The sequence below is a fragment of the Clostridium sp. AM54-37XD genome (assembly GCF_003478225.1).
Taxonomy (GTDB): Bacteria; Bacillota; Clostridia; order Lachnospirales; family Lachnospiraceae; genus Coprococcus; species Coprococcus ammoniilyticus.
In genome coordinates this window covers 70536-89412 of record NZ_QUEV01000006.1, presented here as the reverse complement: position 1 = coordinate 89412, position 18877 = coordinate 70536, and the positions used below count along the sequence as shown (strand labels likewise).

Genomic DNA, 18877 nt, shown 5'->3' with positions numbered 1-18877 from the left:
GTAAGATGAGTAATAGTATAAGATTTAAAAAGCTGATCCTGGCAGTTGCAGCAGTTCTTTGCTGCGGAATCTGTATTTTCAGTATATCAGGGAATGCATCTGCAGCAACATATACCGATAAGTCGGGCAAATGGACCTGTACAATCGTAGATGAGACGGCAAAGACAGTATCGATCAAACCTGCAAAAACAGGAGTAGCAGGTGTCAGCAAGGGTGCAATCACAATTCCTAATACAGTTGTAGTGAATAGTAAAACGTATAAGGTAACCATGATCGCAGGATCTGCATATGCAAATAATAAAACGATCACATCTGTAAAAACGGTATCCGGAAGCTCCCTGGTTCAGATCAATGTAAATGCATTCCAGAATTGTACAGCACTTACAAATGTGGATTTCAGTATGTCAAATTCTCTGACAAAGATTTACGGTACTGCATTTGCAAACTGTACTGCAGTTACGAAATTCAATTTTAAAAATTCAAACCTGACCGGAGTTGCAGCAAATGCATTTTCAAAGGCAGGAAAGAGTACTACAAATATCTGGGTAAAGAACAGCGGATCATATAATAAAGTTAAGGCAAGTGGTACGTTAGTTTCTTCACCTGTAGCATATAACTATACGATTACTTATAATGGAAATGGAAAAACCGGCGGAACAGTACCTGCTGCGGCAAGTGCTGTATATACAACAAACATTACATTGTCTTCCAATGCGTTGACACGAACCGGATATACATTCGGCGGCTGGAATACAAAAGCAGATGGAACCGGCACCAACTACAAGGCAGGACAGTCTGTTAAGGGAATTACAAAGACTGGCGTGATCACATTATATGCTAAGTGGACACCGATCCAGTATAATATTCGTTTTCAGCATCGATATTCAACAGAAAAGGGTGCTATGTCGGATATGACATTAACCTATGATAAAGCAGCAAAATTAGATCCGTGTAAGTTTACCAGAGTTGGTTATATATTTAAAGGATGGGCGGTCAATGGCAATCCGGATAAAGTTGTATATGCAGATCAGGCAAGTGTAAAGAACCTGACAACGAAAACAGAGATCATATGTTTATTCCCTGTCTGGACACCGATCACATATACAGTTACTTTTGTGGAAAGAGATGACAAGACTCCGGAGGTTGTAAATGCAACTTATGATCAGAGCCTGCCAAAGAATATTCCGGGGCGTACCGGCTATACATTTATGGGATGGTCCAGAAAGGCGGACAGATCAACAGTTGATTATGCACCAAGAGCCAATATGATCAATCTTACAACTACAAATAAAGCAAATGTGACACTGTATGCGGTCTGGGAGAAAAAGTCATATACATTTACATTTTATCCGTATAAAGAATATGGCACAAACGATGATCCGGGCTATACCGTAAGTGGCGTACAGCCGGATAAAAAATGTTATTATGATACAGCGGCAAAATTAGATAAATGTGTATACAAGAGAGCTGGTTATACATTTGCCGGCTGGTATACAGAGATTCCTGCGAAACAGGTACTGGCAGATGGGGCAGATGTTACAAATTTTGTAGACACAACGGATACCATACCATTATATGCGTTATGGGAGCCGATTAATTATACGATCACATTCAGTCTGGAGAATTCGGATGATGATGTAATCGGAACAGCACCGGAATCCATAGCATGTACATATGATGCGGAATATACGATCCCTGCATATGATATTTCCCAGTTCAGTAAAGAGGGATATGTATTTGCGGGCTGGGTTCTGGATGATACAAAGAATGTGACCGAGGATATAAGGAATACTGTTTTTGAGCCGGGCGAAACATATAAGAAAAACCTGACAACAAAAGCAGGAAAGGATGTTGTACTGGTTCCTAAATGGGTGGCATTTAATTATCGTCTGGAATATAAGCTTGGTAATCAGGTGATCGCACCAAAGGATTTCCTGTATGGTGAGAATGTAACCATATCAGATGTGGATGAACAATATTACAAAGCCGGATATACCTTTGACAGATGGAATACAAGGGAAGATGGAACCGGAACGGACTTTTTTGCCGGGGATATCATCCGAAAGAAAAATCTGAATCAGATATTAAAGGATACAAAAACGGAAGATAACCATGTGACGATCACATTGTATCCAAAATGGACGGCAAACCGGTATAAGGTCACTCTGTCTATAACGATGGAGAGGCGAATACTTCAGGAACGATTTATGTAACCTATGGTTCTACATATAATAATCTTAAAAATCCAACCAGAACCGGATATACTTTTCAGGGCTGGTCAACAGATGAAAAGCAGTTAAAGGTGCGAAAGAGCACAGATCGTGTAACGATACTGGATAATGTTACATTGTATGCATTCTGGAAAAAGAATACATATAAAGTAACCTATAATGCAAACGGTGGAAAAATAAACAACAAGTCATCTTATGTGAAAACTTATCAATTTGAAGATTCTGCCAATACCGGATTTAAAAATGGAACACTTCCTGTACCAAAACGTGCCGGATACCTGTTCTCCCGGTGGACTTATAAATCAGGAACAAAGACTTATACTCTGATGCAGGGAACGGCGATCAAACAGAATGTCACAGCGACTGCAGAATGGACAAAGGTCAAAGCGAAAAAGGTTACAGCGAAAAAGACTACCTTTAACAAGATAACAAGAGGCAGAAATAAAGGAAAATATAAAGTTACATTAACCTGGAAATGTGAAAAAGCCGATGGATATGAATATCGGTATGCACCAACTGCTAAAAAGTTAAGCAATGCAACGACCTTTGATATCAGAAATAAGAAAGAAAAGATCCTTCCTGCGATCAGCCTGCAGACCTATGCAATTTTTGAAGTCAGAAGTTATCGTTATGATTCGACCGGGGCAAAGATTTACAGCAAATGGACAAAGATCTATGATGTCGGAGCAGATAAAGTCAGTGTAACCTTCGATGCGAATAAAGGAAAATTTGGCAGTAAGAGTACAAAGAAAGTAAAAGTAGTAAGAAATCAGAGTGTAGCGACCGGATTCTTAAAGGGAAAACTTGCTGCATTAAAGCCAAAGAGGGCAGGTTATAAACTGGTCGGCTGGTATTACATCAATAAGGACAACAAAAAAGTTAAGGTAAAGAACAGTACAAAGATTAAAGATAAAAACATTGTGATTTATGCAAAATGGAAGAAGAAATAACATACGGGGTAGAAAAAGATGAATAAAAAAATTGCAGATCTTAGAATGGAAATGAACAAAGTCATTAAAGGCAAGGATGATATCATTGTTAAGATCATTATGACCGTTCTAGCATCCGGACATATCCTCTTGGAGGATAATCCGGGACTTGGCAAGACAACACTTGCAAAGACATTTTCAAAAGCAACTTCTATGCAGGATAATCGTATCCAGTTTACACCGGACACAATGCCAAGTGATATTCTTGGATATTCCATGTATAATCAGCGGGAAGGAAAGATGGAGTTTGTGAAAGGACCGGTATTTACGAATCTGCTGTTAGCTGATGAGATCAACCGTACTTCCAGTAAGACACAGGCGGCATTGCTTGAGGCTATGGCAGAAGCGACAGCAACGGTTGACAATGTTACGTATCAGCTTCCAAAACCATTTATAACGATCGCAACACAGAATCCGATCACCAGTGGTGGCACACAGGCACTTCCGGACTCCCAGCTTGACCGTTTTATGGTGCGTTTAAGTATGGGGTATCCGGATGTACAGAGTCAGGTGGAGATGCTGATGGAGGATCATGGACAGAATCCGATTGATGCTGTACAGCCTGTCATGAGCGTAGAGGATCTGATACAGATGCGTACAGAAGTCGCAAATGTATATATTTCTTATGAGATTGCAGATTACATTTCCAGACTGGTTGATGCAACCAGACATCATGATAAGATTGAGTGTGGTATCAGTCCACGAGGCACAAAGGCATTCGCTAATATGGCAAAAGCATGCGCCTATATGTATGATCGTAACTATGTGATTCCGGAAGATGTTATGTATGTTATTTATGATATATTCAAACATCGTCTGATCCTGACACCTTCTGCACGCAGAGAGAAGAATGGAGCAGAAAATATTATTTACGATATCTGTCAGACGACAGAAGCTCCTTCTATGGCGGGAGAAAGATCCAATTAAAACAGAAGCTGAATTAAGGTAAGAAGATGCGAGAAAGGACCTGATGAAATGAAAAAAAGAAAAATCTTGTTATTTGCATTGTGTCTGACTCTTGGATGTTCCATGACTGCATGTAAGCGTGACCGTTCGGAATTCGAACGTGAGGATTATATGAAAAATCAGGAGGCAGATAAGGAGCAGGCGGCTAAGTTATCCGGACAGGACCGTTCAGAAGACGATACAGAGAATACGGAAGATACTACGACAGAGAGTGATGCAACGACGGAAATGCAGGGTGGCAATGCTATGATTGAGATCACAACAGAGTCTACAACGGAATCAAGTACAGAAACGACGACTGAAATGACGACAGAATCTACAGAGCAGGAACAGACAACAGAAGAAAAGACATCTGAGCCTAAAACCGATGCACCGGCACAGAATACGGAAGCTAATACTGAAAAGCCAAAGAATGACCCGAAAAAGGATAGTAAAAAAACATCAGACGACAGTGATTCATCAAAAAAAGACGGTAATAAACATAATAATGATGGCAATGGCGGTGATGGTGGTGATGATTTTGGTGACGGAGATGATTTTGGCGACGGTGACGGTAACGGCGATGGCGACGGAAGTGGATCCGGCAATAAAAAGGGATCAGACGACGATGATGAAGATCTGGATGCTCCGGATATAGATGTAGATTTGGTTGAATAATTATGAAAAACAAAAAGACACAGATAGAGAAAGAACATAAAAAAGGCAGAAAAAAACGAATGATTCCAAAACGTAAGCTGCAAAATGGATTAAAGCTGCAAAATAACAGACAGGAGATCCGGCTCGATCTGCAGGCACTTTCCGTAAAAGAATCCAATTATCTTGCAATTCGTATAGTGCTTACCTTTTTGACATCGGTGAGTGTATTATTTTGCTGCTTCAGTGCATTTCAGGTTAAAGTTTCACTGATTGTGACAGCGGTTCCGGCACTTGTTATGGCAGTTATTTCCCAGATCCTTTTTCTCAGGAAAAAGTCAGGCTGGATCGGCGGTACAGGGATGGCTATTGTGATCGTTGTCCTGTCTGTGATCCTGTTGAACAGTGTTTCAAATGGTTTTTCAGCAATCGCAAATGATGTACTCAGATCGGTCAATAAGAATATGGCGATGGCAAATCTGATGTTTGTTGTGAATGAGGACAGTCTGGTTGCAGATGAATATATTGCATCCATAATTCTTTCTCTGCTCGTAACATTTGTATTTGCAATTTTCATTCGGTTTCATCTGAATGCCTGGGTAGTGCTGCTCCAATTCCTGCTTTGTGCATCCGGATTCATGTATAAATGTATTCCGTCAGTATGGACGCTCGTACTTGCCGGAGTTACGATGGTGGGAATTTTGCTTGCTGGCAATATCAAAGGACGGATCACGAAGGACATGTATGCAGGAATGCTTGTATTTGCAGGAGTTCTGGCAGGAGCTGCATGTCTGATCTTTATACTGCTCACATACATACCGATCCCGGTGGTTGATGATATAAAAGATTCAATTGTATATAACGGCGGCAATCTGATCTATGGCAAAAATGATTATCCGGAGGGATCGTTCAAACGGTTTCATACAGTTGAAACAAATGGAAGCAAAAAACTCCATATCGAGATGTCAGAGCCTGCTGTGATGTATCTTCGGGGCTATGTCGGTTCCAAATACACGGAAGACGGCTGGACAGAAAACGATAAGGATATTTACGGCGGAGATTATGAAGGTGTATTTGAATACTTTGCAAAATTTAATTATTATCCTTTAGCAACACTTGCAAGTTATATGGATATTACAAAGATCAATGATGCAGATATGCCGTTGTCAGATATTATATCGGTTGAGGTTGAAAACCTGGCTGCAAGCAGTAAATATCAATATCTGCCTGAAAATATGACCTACGATTCTCTTCCAGATCTTTATGCACCAAAGAAGGATGTAAATTTTGTAGCACAGGGATTTGGAAACAGAAAGCCGTATAGATTTTATATGGATACACTTTCGAAGAATGACTATGAGAGTATCTATAATGAAAGCTGGTATACGGAAGGCACCGGTGATACGGATTTTATTGACTGTGAACAGACATATGCTTATTTTGCAAGCAAGAATTATACAGAGGTTTCGGATGAAATGAAGCAGTATTTTGACCGGACTCTGCCGGAAGCCGGGAAAAAACTAAATCCGTTTGATGCGATTGATGTAGTCAGACATTATCTGCGGGACACTATAACTTACAGTGAAGATGTAACAGCTAATGATCCCGGAACAGATTTTGTAGAGGATCTGATCGAGAATAAAAAAGAAGGATATTCCGTTCATTTTGCAACAGCCGCTGCTATGATGTTCCGATATTATAATATTCCGGCAAGATATGTAGAAGGATATCTGGTTGCTCCGGAAGAGGGAGAGACATCGATTGATGTTCTGGATCAGGATGCACATGCATGGGTAGAGATTTATGTAAATGGGCTTGGATTTATTCCGGTTGAAGTTACACCGGGCTTCTATTCTGAGGATGATAACAGTACCATTGGTAACGGTGCGGTCAGTGGTTCCGATAATCAGGATTCAGAATCAGAAGATTCCAGCAGTGATCAGAACAATAATGATAATGATGATTCAACGGAGATCAATCTGTTATATATTCTGATCGCAATTGTTTCACTGCTCGTATTATTCCTGATCGTTGTTATTGTCAGACGTGCAGTGATCTGCAGCAAACGAAAAAAAGCAATGAAGAGTGAAAACCGGGAAAAAGCAGTTGCAGCAGCCAGTCTGTATATAGAAGCCTTGTACAAATATGCCGGTAAGAAGATGGAAGAATCCCTTCCGTCAGAAGTTATTACTGTTTTACAAAAAAACAGATTCAGTAGAGAAGAACTTGACTATACGGATGTTGCGGTTGTAAGAGACTATGCGCAAACGGTAAAACAAGAGGTTTATCATTCCAGTAATCTCTGGAGCAGATGCAGGATGCGGTTTGTCAAATGTCTGATATAGGAGGAGAGAAAACGATATGAAGAAAAAAATTGCATATATTATTTTTATCGTTATCCTGTTGCTTTTATTTATCTGGACAAACAAACTGCAGACCTTATGGCTGTTTGGAATGTTTGGGATTATCTGGCTTCCGATGTTTTTTATCAATCGGTATAATGCGGGGAAGATTGCAGTGAAGTTTGATATTATCAATGAGTTAAAGGAAGATCCTGCCTTACTTCTTGAAATAGAGAATTCATCTTTTTTTCCGGTTCCAAAGATCAGGATAGAGTTTAACTGTGAAAATGTTGTATTTGGAACAGAATTCCCTACTTATATTGAATGTTCGGCGGCAAGAAAAAGCAGAGAGAAATACCAGTTTCCGATAGAGAGTAAGTACTGCGGACAGATTAATGTTGAAATATATAAAATCTATATTTATGACTATTTCGGTTTGACGAAAGCGGAGATCCGTTCACATAAGGATTGTATGTTTTATCAATATCCGAAAGAGCGTTCCATGGATCTGTATGATGTAGAAGGCAGTCTTGTGAGCGAGAATGATGTGAATTACAAGCATGTAAAAGGAAATGATATTTCAGAGATCCTTCAGATCAAGGAATATATGAAAGGTGACAGTATCAAAAATATTCATTGGAAAATGTCAGCTAAGATGGGAAAGACCATGGTAAAAGAACTGGATACACCAAATGATAATTCCGTCATGATATTTTTTGATTATGCTCCTAAGGAAGACAGGAAGACGAATCAGAAGCTGATCGAAGCACTTGCATCTGTCAGTCATGAGCTGATCCGTCTGTCAACAGGTCATACGATCTATCATATGGATACAAAAGAAAATCGTGTTGTTCACCGTGGGGTATTTGAACTTACGGAATATGATGTTATGCTTCAGGAGGTTCTGGAAACGGTAGCGGATAAGAGTGAGTACCGTGTTCTGGATTATATTTTGGAGCGTGAAATTATTCATCGGTTTGCAAAGGTGATCTTTATTACATATGATGCCAACCGGGATGCAGCCTTTGAGATCGAACGTTTAGAAAAGGGGATTGTCCTGTATGTTTGATGCAGGTATTTTGGTGAATTTTCCCAGAAAACGCATTGACTTTTTTTCTCATTTATGCTAAAGTAACAACAGTTTATATGTCAAATGCAATGACAAGGAGGAGTACATACAGGACCGGCTCCCAGAGAGAAGATGGTGGTGAGAATCTTCAGCTAGGATGTATGGAAGTAGCCTTCGAGCAGTGGACTGAAAAGCATGACTTCGTAAGAAGTGCTGAGTAGGATTCAACGGATTTCCCCGTTACAGGAATACAATATAACGCAGATAAGATTTGTAAGTATTGGATGAGAGCAGGAAGAACCTGAATTTAGGTGGTACCACGGATATGATTATTCGCCCTAAGCTGATATACGGCTTAGGGCTTTTTTAGTGGATGAGAAACGCTCTTTTTGGGAATTTATATGGATGACAATTAAAGGAGGATATAGGTTATGGAGATTAATGGAGCACAGATGTTTGTAAAAGCATTACAGGAAGAACATGTTGATACACTGTTTGCCTATCCGGGTGGAACAGCGATCGACTTATTTGACGCATTATACGATGCAGAGGGAATCGATATGATTCTTCCAAGACATGAGCAGGCACTTGTTCATGCAGCAGATGGATATGCAAGATCAACCGGAAAGGTTGGTGTATGTCTGGTTACAAGCGGGCCTGGTGCAACGAATCTGGTTACAGGAATTGCAACAGCAAATTATGACAGTGTTCCTCTGGTATGTTTTACCGGACAGGTACCGATGAATCTGATCGGTAACGATGCCTTTCAGGAGGTCGATATCGTAGGTATCACCAGAAACATCTGCAAATATGCAGTAACAGTCAGAAAGAGAGAAGATCTGGCAAGAATTATCAAGAATGCATTCTATATCGCAAGAACCGGTAAGCCGGGTCCTGTACTGGTTGATATACCAAAAGATATCCAGCTTGCAATGGGTTCGGATGAATATCCGGATGAAGTAAATATCAGAGGATATAAGCCATCAGAGGGTGTACATTCTGGTCAGCTTAAGAAGGCTCTGGCAGAATTAAACCATGCAAAGAAACCGGTATTTCTGATCGGTGGCGGTGTGAATATCGCACATGCAAGAAAAGAAATGCAGGAATTATGTGAATTAACAGGAATCCCTGTTGTTACTACGATCATGGGTAAGGGAGCAATTCCGACGGACCATCCTTTATATGTTGGTAATATCGGAATGCATGGAAATCTCGCATCCAATAAAGCAATCATGGAATGTGATGTCTTATTCTCGATCGGAACCAGATTTAACGACCGTATCACCGGTACGATTGACACATTTGCAAAGAATGCAAAGATCATACATATCGATATCGATGCAGCATCAATCTCCAGAAATATCGAGGTAGACATCCCAATCGTAGCAGATGCAAAGCTTGCGATCACGAAGATGTTAAAATATGCAAAGAAATTAGATATATCCGATTGGGTTGCTGAGATCATGGAAGTGAAGAAACAGTATCCTATCAACATGAATTCTTATAAAGGTGTTACACCTGAGAAGATCATTAAGACGATCAATGAGATGTATGACGATCTCATTATTACTACAGATGTAGGACAGAACCAGTTATGGACAACACAGTATATTGCACTTGGCGGTGAGAACCAGCTCTTAACCTCCGGCGGTCTTGGTACGATGGGATATGGACTTCCTGCTGCCATCGGGGCAAAGATCGGTAACCCGGATAAGAATGTTATCTGCATTTCCGGTGATGGTGGTGTACAGATGAATATTCAGGAGATGGCGACTGCGGTTGCACAGGAGCTTCCGATCACGATCTGTATCTTAAACAATGGTTATCTTGGAAATGTACGTCAGTGGCAGGAGCTGTTCTTCAACAAGCGTTACAGCAGTACCTGTCTGAGATACAGAAAGAGCTGTAATCATGACTGCCAGAATCCTGACAAATGCTGTCCGAAATATACACCGGATTTTGTAAAACTGGCGGAAAGCTATGAGGCGCTTGGAATCCGTGTTACAAAGGAAGAAGAGATCAAAGCAGCATTTGAGCAGGCAAAGGCAAATACAAAGGGACCTACAGTTATAGAGTTCTATATTGATCCGACTGCAAATGTATTCCCTATGGTTCCGGGTGGCAAGTCATTAAATGATATGATCATGGATTGTTAAGGAGGATAGACAGATGAGTGAAAAGAAAAGATGGATATGTTTATATGTTGAAAATGAAATAGGTGTACTTGCAAGAATCTCCGGTCTGTTTTCCGGTAAATCCTATAACCTGAACAGTCTGACTGTAGGAGAAACAGAGGATACGACGGTATCCAGAATGACGATCAGTTTTACCAGTGATGACCGTACTTTTGAACAGGTAAAGAAGCAGTTGAACCGCAGCGTGGAAGTGATCAAGGTGGTTGATTATACGGATATTCCGATCCATAATAAAGAGATCTTATTCATCAAGGTAAAAGAATGTAATACCGATGATAAGGATGAAGTATTCCGTATTGCAAATGCATTTAACTTCAAGATCACGGACTATGACAGAAAGAATATTCTGGTGGAATGTTTACAGACAGAAAATCAGACAATGATGCGATCAAGTTATTCAAGCAGAGTTTTCCAAATCGGATCGAGGTTGTCCGTGGAGGAAGCGTTGCAGTAGAAGCAATCAGCATGTCGGAGCGCTAAAGGGGATAAAAATTATGAGATTTCTGATTCAGAGAGTGAATCATGCAAGTGTAACAGTAGATGATAAAGAGGTAGGAAAGATCGGAAAAGGTCTGTTGGTATTTGTAGGTGTATTCGAAGAAGATACAGAAGAAGCTGCAGACAAATTAATCCGTAAACTGCTGGGACTTCGTATATTTGCGGATGAAAATGGCAAGACAAATCTTTCTCTTACAGATGTAAACGGTGAGCTTCTGATCGTATCACAGTTTACCTTATGTGCAGACTGTAAGAAAGGAAACCGCCCATCTTTTACAAAGGCAGGCAACCCTGAAAAAGCAAATGCGTTATATGAATATGTCCTGTCTGCTTGCAGGGAAAAAATCGCAGTTACAGAAAGCGGTATTTTTGGTGCGGATATGAGAGTGGATCTGTCCAATGATGGACCGTTTACGATCCTGTTTGATAGCCGTGAAATGTAAAAAAATACATGGGAATGGATCCAAATTGAATATCTTGCATGAAAAATTGTAAATTTTTTTCAAAAACATACGATTATTTCTTGAAAAACATACAAAGAATTAATATAATTGAGTTTAGGTTATGTTAAATAAACACGTAAAGGAGAAGCGCTATAATGTTAACAAAGGAAAGCATTGAAGAAAAGACCTTTAAAAAGGGACTTTTTGGTTATAATAAAGATGAAGTAAATTCATTTATGAGAGAAGTATCGGATGAGTTTGCTTCATTACAGGCAAAATATGATGCCGCTGTAGCAGAAAATGAACTGGCTCAGAATTCTCTCAGAGATAATAGTGTAAAGATCTATGAATTAGAGAAACAGTTAGAGCAGGCTGCTCCGGGTTCCAAAAAGGAACAGAATGCGGCAAACAGTGAAGCAAACAAAATCATTAACGATGCAAAGAAACGTGCAAATGAAGTTCTTTCCAATGCAAAGGCAGAACTTGCAAAGTTAAAAGCGGAGATGGAAGAGCTTAAGGCAAATGGCGGTACTGTAACAGCAACAGCCAGCACGACAGCTTCATCAATCAATGAAGATGCGTTAGAAGCTGATCCGATTACAAAGCTGAAGATGAAGTCTCAGACAACAGCAGAACCTCAGAAGCTGAAGATGAAGCCAAAGGAAGAGCCAAAAGAGGAAAGCAAGCCACAGGCATTTGCAGGGAAGAGTGCTGTAACAGAGGATGAAGAAGACGAAGTAATCGTAGGAGAAATCGAAGAAGGCGTTAAACGCAATCAGGTTCTGATCGGTGATGGCGATGAGGATGACGATTTCGAATTCTTATAAAGCAGGCTGATTTGTATGACATATAGGGAATGTCTCGATTATTTTCATGAATTATCAGTACATAGGAACATAGATGGATTACAGGATGATACCTATTTCCAGTTTGATGTTATTGGACGTGACAGTGGACATTTTTATATTCATTTGAAAGATGGTACATTTGAGGTCATTTCGGGGGAATATAAACAACGAAATGTTCAGTTTATCGTTACAATATCCAGTCTGGAACGGGTGATAAATGGAGTAATGGATCCGATTTATGCATATGCTACAGGAAAATTAAATATTGCTGGTGATGTGTCATTGGGAAGAAATTTCCTGTCACGCATCATCAAAGAGTAAAAAAGAAGAAACCTGTCAGATATTAACTGGCAGGTTTCTTTTTGCCTTTATAGCTATAAACGATGTGTTACATCTTTATTTATAAAAGAAGCTTGGATATCGTTGCATTACATCTCAACTTAAAAGATGTTTGATATCATTGCATTACATGGTATCAGATTTTTATAACAGATCAGCAACTTCCTTTAAGAGACGTTCTGTCTTATCCCATCCGAGACAAGGGTCTGTGATGGATTTGCCATAGCATCCTCCACCAACCGGCTGATTACCGTCTTCGATATAACTTTCAACCATAACACCTTTTACAAGTTCTTTGATATCAGGATCGTAATTGCGGCTGTGGATAACTTCTTTTACGATTCGTGGCTGCTCATCAAATTTTTTACCTGAATTGTTATGATTTGCATCAACGATACATGAATGATTTACCAGATTGAACTTCTGGTATGATTCATATAAAAGACGAAGATCTTCGTAGTGGTAGTTTGAGATGGAACGACCATGTTTGTTTAATGCACCTCTTAATATACAATGGGTCAGTGGGTTTCCGTCTGTGTGGGCTTCCCATCCGGAATATAAGAAAGTATGCGGATGCTGTCCAGCAAGACAAGAATTCATCATAACAGTATAATCCCCACTGGTTGGGTTCTTCATGCCAACCGGAATGTCCATTCCACTTGCCGTTAATCTGTGCTGCTGATCCTCAACGGAACGTGCACCGATCGCTACATAGGATAAGATGTCGTCAACATATTGCCAGTTCTCGGAATAGAGCATTTCGTCTGCTGCTGTGAGTCCGGTTTCTTTGATCGCGCGGATATGCATTTTACGGATTGCATATAAACCTTCTAACATATCAGAAGCCTTATTCGGATCCGGCTGATGCAACATCCCTTTGTATCCATCACCCGTTGTTCTTGGTTTGTTCGTATATATACGTGGAATTACAAGAATTTTATCTTTGACCTGTTCTGCAACCTTTGCCAGTCTGTTCTGATAGTCGCATACAGCATCTTCGTTATCAGCGGAACATGGACCAATTATAAATATAAATCGCTTGTCTTCTCCGGTAAAAATTTTTCTGATCTCTTCATCTCGTTTTGCTTTAATGTCTTTGAGTTCCTGTGAGAGAGGATATAACTCTTTGATCTCTTCACCGGTTGGTACTCGTTTGACCAATTTCATACTCATTGATTTTTCCTCCTGTTATAATTTGTCCAGTTAATAAATGACGAAAGTGTCATTATTTCTTAAATTACCGCATATTGCGCATAATTCTGTAGTATTATAGCAGAATATAATTAATTATGAAAGAAAAATATCAACACAAACATTCTTTATTCATTTTTTTAAGCATAAATTGTATAAATGAACAGATTAGAGGGATGTTATTGAAACGGGTAAAAATGGGAAAGAGGATAGGCAGAGCATTTGCAGGTACGGTTCTTGGAATAGCACTTGTAGTCGGACATATCGGCCAATCGGTAATATATAGTGTTGCTGTAACAGATGGAACAGCAACAGATGAAATAGCGACAGATCAGTCCGGACTTCAATTGGAATCACAATCATGTATCCTTATGGAAGCAACGACAGGAACGGTATTATATGAGAAAAATGCAGATGAAGCAAGGAAACCTGCATCCGTCACAAAGGTAATGACGCTGCTTCTGATTTTTGAGGCAATGAAGGCAGGTGATTATCAGATGTCTGATATTGTAACTGTGAGTGAACATGCAGCTTCTATGGGTGGTTCACAATGCTTCTTTGAGACCGGGGAACAGCAGACGGTTGAAGATATGATAAAATGTATCATTATTGCATCAGGAAACGATGCGGCAGTTGCTATGGCAGAATTCACGGCAGGAAGCGAGGAAGCCTTTGTTCAGAGAATGAATGACCGGGCAAAGGAACTTGGAATGGAGCATACACATTTCGTCAATGCATGTGGACTGGATGCAGATGGACATGAGACATCGGCAAAAGACATTGCGATCATGTCCAGACAGTTGATTGACGAACATCCTGAGATCCTGAATTATTCCGGTATCTGGATGGATTCAATCGTACATAAAACCGCAAGGGGAGAGTCAAGATTTGACCTTGCTAATACAAATAAATTCCTGAATATGTATACCGGGGCAACCGGGCTAAAACCGGATATACGGCGACAGCTAAATACTGTATGTCGGCGACGGCGAACAGAAACGGCATTACATTGATCGCAGTCATCATGGGAGCTGAAACAAAGGATATCAGAAATAAAGAGGCCTGCAAGCTATTAGATTATGGATATGCAAATTGCAATCTGTATAAAGATGAAAATGTACTTGACACCCGTAGCGTTTCTATAGAAAATGGTATCAGTGACGAGCTGGCGATTGACAGTGTATCGGACTTCTCATCCGTTCTGCTTCGCGGGGAAAAGGCAGATGATGTAAAGAAGATACTGGTTCAGGATGAACCGCTTACAGCACCGATAAAAAAAGGATATGTTGTCGGTCATATAGAATATTCAATCAATGGTCGTATCCTTGGTTCAGTCGAGGTCGTTGCAGCAGAAAATATAAAGAAAATGACGTTTGGCTACAGCTTTAAAAAAGTATTATATCTTGCCTTTCGTTCCTAGAGGAAGAGAAAATGTTATTCGATATTATCAGTATCATCTGTATATTTGCGATTATCTGTCTGTGCGCAGTTCTGATCGAAAGCAGACGGGAGAATCATATGCTTTCGGTATCTCATTATACAATCACGGATAAAAGGATAAAAAAGTCTGCTACATTTGCGATGATCGCAGATCTTCATAATGCAGAATTCGGAGATAAAAATGAGGATCTCATAAAAGAGATAAAAAAGATTGCTCCTGATGCAGTTTTGATTGCAGGAGATGTTATAGTCGGAAAGAAAGATGTCAGACCGGGTGTTGCGATAGACCTTCTGCAAAAGCTTGGAAGTGAATTCCCTGTTTATATTTCAAAGGGAAATCATGAGATGCGAACCGTTTTATATACAGAGCAGTATGGAGAGATATGGGAATGCCTGTATGAACAGACAAAGAATTACGTTCATTGGCTTATAAATGAGGAAGCTACTCTGGCATCTGACAACATTCAGATCGTGGGGCTTGACATGGATGCAGCTTATTACAGAAGATTCCGGCTTCAGAAGATGGAGACGGACTATCTGGTGAAGCTTCTTCCAACAAGGCATCAGGATGCATATACGATTCTACTGGCGCATAACCCGGATTATTTTTCGGTTTATGCGGAATGGGGAGCAGATTTGGTGTTATCCGGTCATGTACACGGGGGCATGATCATACTTCCGTTTTTTGGGGGAGTGATATCACCGATGGTACGGCTGTTTCCGAAATATTATCGGGGTATGTATGAATATCGTAATAAAAAAATGATTTTAACAGGTGGACTTGGTGGTCATACTTTAAAGTTCCGGGTCAATAATAAACCGGAGATATGCGTGATCCATCTGGAAGGAGAATAACAGGGGAAGATTATGAGTGAGGAATACAAAGAAGTAGAGCAGACAGAGAGTGAAGCAGAGCCAACAGAAAGCGGCGCAGACAAAGAAACCGAAAACGTGGCGGACAAAGAGGCTGAGCAGACTGGGGCTGAGATGGAAGCAGTCAAAGAGACAGACCAGACAGAGACTCAAGAAATAGAAACAAAAGACCAGCCGGAGGTTGCTGCCACGGCTGCTGCCATACCATCGGATGTCTTTGTCGATAAGAGTGTCTATGAACAGATCGATAAACGGAAAAAAGGAAAAAAGATCGCTGCTATTATATCAATTTCTGTGGGCGGAGTTATTTTACTTTGTTATCTTACATTGTCGATCTGGTTTAGTTTTCATTTTAACAAGAATACATATATTGACGGACAGAATGTATCCTATCATACAGTAAAATCCGTAAAAAACACGATCGATACATATATGAGTGAATATTCTTTAAGCGTAAACGGCAGAGAACATGCATCATTTGTGATCCGTCCGGAAGATATCGATATGACGATACAGGCAGTTTCCAATGAGAAAAGCATCAAGAAGAAACAAAATGGCTTTCTGTGGTTTTTGTATCTGAATGATAATCGGAAAGATTATAAAACCAGTTACGAAGTAACATATGATAAAGAAAAGTTGTATCAGTTCTTAAAAAATCAGGACTGTATGCAGGAAAAGAATATGGATAAGCCAAAGGATGCCTATGTAGTAGTTGAAAAGAGCGAGGCGGTTATCATACCAGAGACAGAAGGCAGTTATCTGGATACAGATAAGGTGCAGGAAGTGATAGAAACGGCACTTGAACAGGTGAAAGCTACTACAGACCTTGATAAAGAAGCGTGTTATGAGAATGCAGAGATCACGGCAGACAGTAAGGAGATCGCAGACCGGAAAAAAGCACTGGAAACATATCTTGCGGTTCAGATCAACTACAGCATTGATCGTGTAACATGGACGCTTGATGCATCAACATTTGGCAGCTGGCTCTATTATGATAACAGAAAATGGAAGTTCAAAAAGAAATCGGTTCAGGCATATGTGAGACAGCTTGCAGAGACATATGATACTGTCGGAACAACGAGAACCTTTCAGACCTATACAGGAAGATATGTAGAAGAAACAGGCAATCGTTATGGATGGGCAATTGATGTGGAAGCGGAGACAAAGGGCTTGCGGGAAGCACTTGCAAGTGGGAAATCACAGGAGCGTACACCGGAGTTTTCCCAGGTAGGAGCGGCATATAACAAATACGGGGATATCGGTTATTCTTATGTAGAGGTCGATCTGTCGAACCAGCATGTTTATCTGATTGTAAGTGGAAAACTGGTCACAGATTCCCCTTGTGTTACCGGATGCGTGAAGAACGGTCATGGTACACCGGATGGATTATATTCGGTTACATATAAGGAATCACCATCGGTCCTCAGAGGTGAAGATTACGAGACAAAGGTGAATTTCTGGATGCCTTTTAATCGTGGAATCGGGCTTCATGATGCAACATGGCGTGATGAGTTCGGCGGAGACATTTATTATTCCGGCGGTTCGCATGGCTGCGTTAATCTGCCATATCAGAAAGCAGCGGTTATTTATGAAAATATATACGCAGGTATGCCTGTGATCTGTTATTATTAAGATGTTTATTTTATCAGAAAAAAGCAGGTTGATATTGTGAGCACAACTCATTTAATACAGGCGAAATCGTATTTTACAAATAAAAAATAGTTGTATATTTTGTGTATTAATGGTATTATAGCAAAGTCATAGGAAAAGGAGATATACCAAGTGGCTGAAGGGTCCGCTCTCGAAAAGCGGTAGGTCGGGCAACCGGCGCGAGAGTTCAAATCTCTCTATCTCCGTTTTATGAAAATAAGCTGACATTCAGATGGGTGTCAGCTTTTTTACCATATGGATATATGTGGAAAATCAGAATTATGTATTTCAGAGACTGGGTACAGGTGAGCTGCGGCACTGGGATAAGGAGATGTTATTTATGTATGATGAGGCTGTTCGTTATATCACTGGTAAAATAAAGATGAAGCCGGAGATAGGGATCGTACTTGGAAGCGGACTGGGTGATGCATTTACCATGGATGATCCGGTGTATATTAATTATAAAGAGGTTCCGGGCTTCCCTGTTTCGACAGTTGCCGGCCATAAGGGACGATTTATATTTGGTTATTCCTGTGGAAAAGCGATTGTTGTCATGCAGGGCAGAGTTCATTACTATGAGGGATATTCCATGCAGGATGTCGTGAAACCGATCCGGCTGATGGGGCTTCTTGGAATACGGTGGCTGATTCTTACCAATGCGGCAGGAGGAATCAGTGAAGAGCTGGTACCGGGAGATATCATGATCATTTCGGATCAGATATCAAGCTTTGTTCCATCTCCATTGATTGGAAGGAATATAGACAAGTTTGGTGTCAGATTTCCGGATATGAGCCATATATATGACGAAGAAAAAATACAGATAAGCAGGAAAATATTTGAGAGAATGGGACTTCATACTGTGGAAGGTACTTATCTTCAGACATCAGGACCTCAATATGAGACGCCGGCCGAGATACGGATGTTTCATATGCTTGGCGCAGATGCGGTTGGTATGAGTACAGCATGTGAGGCAATCGCGGCCTGCCATATGGGAATCCGGGTATCCGGTTTTTCGGCAATTTCAAATAAAGCGGCAGGACTTGGTGCTGAATTAAAGCATGAGGATATTCTGGATCGCAGTAAGGAGATGTCTGATAAAATGAGCAGACTCCTTACAGAATTGATCGAAAGTTATAGTGATGGCATAGAATAAAATATTCCGATCATTTG

Annotated in this window: 16 protein-coding genes, 1 tRNA gene, 1 pseudogene and 1 other annotated feature; of the genes and pseudogenes, 17 read left to right on the top strand and 1 reads right to left on the bottom strand. The window is 40.4% G+C overall.

From position 1 onward, the window contains the following. Positions 1–5 precede the first annotated feature (5 nt). The 11 genes and pseudogenes from DXA07_RS07155 (at position 6) to DXA07_RS07100 (ending at position 12535) form a co-directional block, all read left to right on the top strand. A complete protein-coding gene (locus tag DXA07_RS07155; RefSeq protein WP_118484033.1) occupies positions 6–2213 on the top strand; it encodes an InlB B-repeat-containing protein in 2208 nt (735 codons plus the stop codon). Next, positions 2204–3181 (top strand): InlB B-repeat-containing protein, encoded by a 978-nt coding sequence (locus tag DXA07_RS07150; protein ID WP_243015428.1) that lies wholly within the window; start codon positions 2204–2206, stop codon positions 3179–3181. Before DXA07_RS07155 ends, DXA07_RS07150 begins: the two co-directional genes overlap by 10 nt. An 18-nt stretch (positions 3182–3199) precedes the next feature. Further along, complete coding sequence (locus DXA07_RS07145) at positions 3200–4147, top strand: MoxR family ATPase (protein WP_117784818.1); 948 nt, start codon at positions 3200–3202, stop codon at positions 4145–4147. 48 nt (positions 4148–4195) lie between these two features. Continuing rightward, on the top strand, positions 4196–4843 hold the full coding sequence (locus tag DXA07_RS13050) for a hypothetical protein (protein ID WP_118484029.1): 648 nt from the start codon (positions 4196–4198) through the stop codon (positions 4841–4843). 2 nt (positions 4844–4845) lie between these two features. Further along, positions 4846–7164: a transglutaminase domain-containing protein gene (locus tag DXA07_RS07135; RefSeq protein WP_118484027.1), complete on the top strand. Its 2319-nt coding sequence runs from the start codon at positions 4846–4848 to the stop codon at positions 7162–7164. A gap of 16 nt (positions 7165–7180) precedes the next feature. Continuing rightward, the gene (locus DXA07_RS07130) at positions 7181–8230 is read left to right on the top strand and encodes a DUF58 domain-containing protein (protein WP_118484025.1); all 1050 of its coding nucleotides are present in this window, start codon (positions 7181–7183) and stop codon (positions 8228–8230) included. An 80-nt stretch (positions 8231–8310) separates the two neighbouring features. Continuing rightward, positions 8311–8574: a binding site (T-box leader), on the top strand. An 87-nt stretch (positions 8575–8661) separates the two neighbouring features. Next, entirely contained in the window at positions 8662–10386 is a 1725-nt protein-coding gene (gene ilvB, locus DXA07_RS07120) for a biosynthetic-type acetolactate synthase large subunit (RefSeq protein ID WP_021943923.1), read from the top strand. 13 nt (positions 10387–10399) lie between these two features. After that, positions 10400–10905, top strand: a pseudogene (ilvN, locus tag DXA07_RS07115) (acetolactate synthase small subunit). 14 nt (positions 10906–10919) lie between these two features. After that, a complete protein-coding gene (gene dtd / locus DXA07_RS07110; RefSeq protein WP_117807531.1) occupies positions 10920–11366 on the top strand; it encodes a D-aminoacyl-tRNA deacylase in 447 nt (148 codons plus the stop codon). A 155-nt stretch (positions 11367–11521) separates the two neighbouring features. Then, positions 11522–12193, top strand: a complete 672-nt coding sequence (locus tag DXA07_RS07105) for a DivIVA domain-containing protein (RefSeq protein WP_021943920.1) — start codon at positions 11522–11524, stop codon at positions 12191–12193. A gap of 15 nt (positions 12194–12208) precedes the next feature. Then, on the top strand, positions 12209–12535 hold the full coding sequence (locus tag DXA07_RS07100; RefSeq protein WP_118484022.1) for an SCP2 sterol-binding domain-containing protein: 327 nt from the start codon (positions 12209–12211) through the stop codon (positions 12533–12535). 162 nt (positions 12536–12697) lie between these two features. Here DXA07_RS07100 and DXA07_RS07095 read toward each other — a convergent pair whose 3' ends face one another. Next, a complete protein-coding gene (locus tag DXA07_RS07095; protein WP_021943918.1) occupies positions 12698–13726 on the bottom strand; it encodes a 3-deoxy-7-phosphoheptulonate synthase in 1029 nt (342 codons plus the stop codon). Positions 13727–13926: 200 nt separating this feature from the next. On the opposite strand from DXA07_RS07095, the gene DXA07_RS13450 reads away from it, so the two are divergent. From DXA07_RS13450 to DXA07_RS07070, 6 genes are all read left to right on the top strand, one after another. Beyond that, complete coding sequence (locus DXA07_RS13450) at positions 13927–14757, top strand: D-alanyl-D-alanine carboxypeptidase family protein (RefSeq protein WP_243015425.1); 831 nt, start codon at positions 13927–13929, stop codon at positions 14755–14757. Further along, positions 14721–15164: a hypothetical protein gene (locus DXA07_RS13445; RefSeq protein ID WP_243015424.1), complete on the top strand. Its 444-nt coding sequence runs from the start codon at positions 14721–14723 to the stop codon at positions 15162–15164. The genes DXA07_RS13450 and DXA07_RS13445 overlap by 37 nt, the downstream gene beginning before the upstream one ends. Positions 15165–15175: 11 nt before the next feature. Beyond that, positions 15176–16039: a metallophosphoesterase gene (locus tag DXA07_RS07085; RefSeq protein ID WP_118484020.1), complete on the top strand. Its 864-nt coding sequence runs from the start codon at positions 15176–15178 to the stop codon at positions 16037–16039. Between the two features lie 12 nt (positions 16040–16051). Continuing rightward, positions 16052–17689: a peptidoglycan binding domain-containing protein gene (locus DXA07_RS07080; RefSeq protein WP_118484018.1), complete on the top strand. Its 1638-nt coding sequence runs from the start codon at positions 16052–16054 to the stop codon at positions 17687–17689. Positions 17690–17826: 137 nt separating this feature from the next. Beyond that, positions 17827–17913, top strand: a tRNA-Ser gene (locus DXA07_RS07075). 26 nt (positions 17914–17939) lie between these two features. Then, complete coding sequence (locus tag DXA07_RS07070) at positions 17940–18860, top strand: purine-nucleoside phosphorylase (protein WP_243015423.1); 921 nt, start codon at positions 17940–17942, stop codon at positions 18858–18860. The last annotated feature ends 17 nt before the right edge of the window (positions 18861–18877 follow it).

Bases quoted from the DNA above. Each gene is read 5' to 3' on its own strand.
- DXA07_RS07155 (WP_118484033.1), top strand. From the start codon at position 6: ATGAGTAATAGTATAAGATTTAAAAAGCTGATCCTGGCAGTTGCAGCA.
- DXA07_RS07145 (WP_117784818.1), top strand. From the start codon at position 3,200: ATGAATAAAAAAATTGCAGATCTTAGAATGGAAATGAACAAAGTCATT.
- DXA07_RS13050 (WP_118484029.1), top strand. From the start codon at position 4,196: ATGAAAAAAAGAAAAATCTTGTTATTTGCATTGTGTCTGACTCTTGGA.
- DXA07_RS07135 (WP_118484027.1), top strand. From the start codon at position 4,846: ATGAAAAACAAAAAGACACAGATAGAGAAAGAACATAAAAAAGGCAGA.
- DXA07_RS07130 (WP_118484025.1), top strand. From the start codon at position 7,181: ATGAAGAAAAAAATTGCATATATTATTTTTATCGTTATCCTGTTGCTT.
- ilvB (WP_021943923.1), top strand. From the start codon at position 8,662: ATGGAGATTAATGGAGCACAGATGTTTGTAAAAGCATTACAGGAAGAA.
- dtd (WP_117807531.1), top strand. From the start codon at position 10,920: ATGAGATTTCTGATTCAGAGAGTGAATCATGCAAGTGTAACAGTAGAT.
- DXA07_RS07105 (WP_021943920.1), top strand. From the start codon at position 11,522: ATGTTAACAAAGGAAAGCATTGAAGAAAAGACCTTTAAAAAGGGACTT.
- DXA07_RS07100 (WP_118484022.1), top strand. From the start codon at position 12,209: ATGACATATAGGGAATGTCTCGATTATTTTCATGAATTATCAGTACAT.
- DXA07_RS07095 (WP_021943918.1), bottom strand. From the start codon at position 13,726: ATGAGTATGAAATTGGTCAAACGAGTACCAACCGGTGAAGAGATCAAA.
- DXA07_RS13445 (WP_243015424.1), top strand. From the start codon at position 14,721: ATGTCGGCGACGGCGAACAGAAACGGCATTACATTGATCGCAGTCATC.
- DXA07_RS07085 (WP_118484020.1), top strand. From the start codon at position 15,176: ATGTTATTCGATATTATCAGTATCATCTGTATATTTGCGATTATCTGT.
- DXA07_RS07080 (WP_118484018.1), top strand. From the start codon at position 16,052: ATGAGTGAGGAATACAAAGAAGTAGAGCAGACAGAGAGTGAAGCAGAG.
- DXA07_RS07070 (WP_243015423.1), top strand. From the start codon at position 17,940: ATGGGTGTCAGCTTTTTTACCATATGGATATATGTGGAAAATCAGAAT.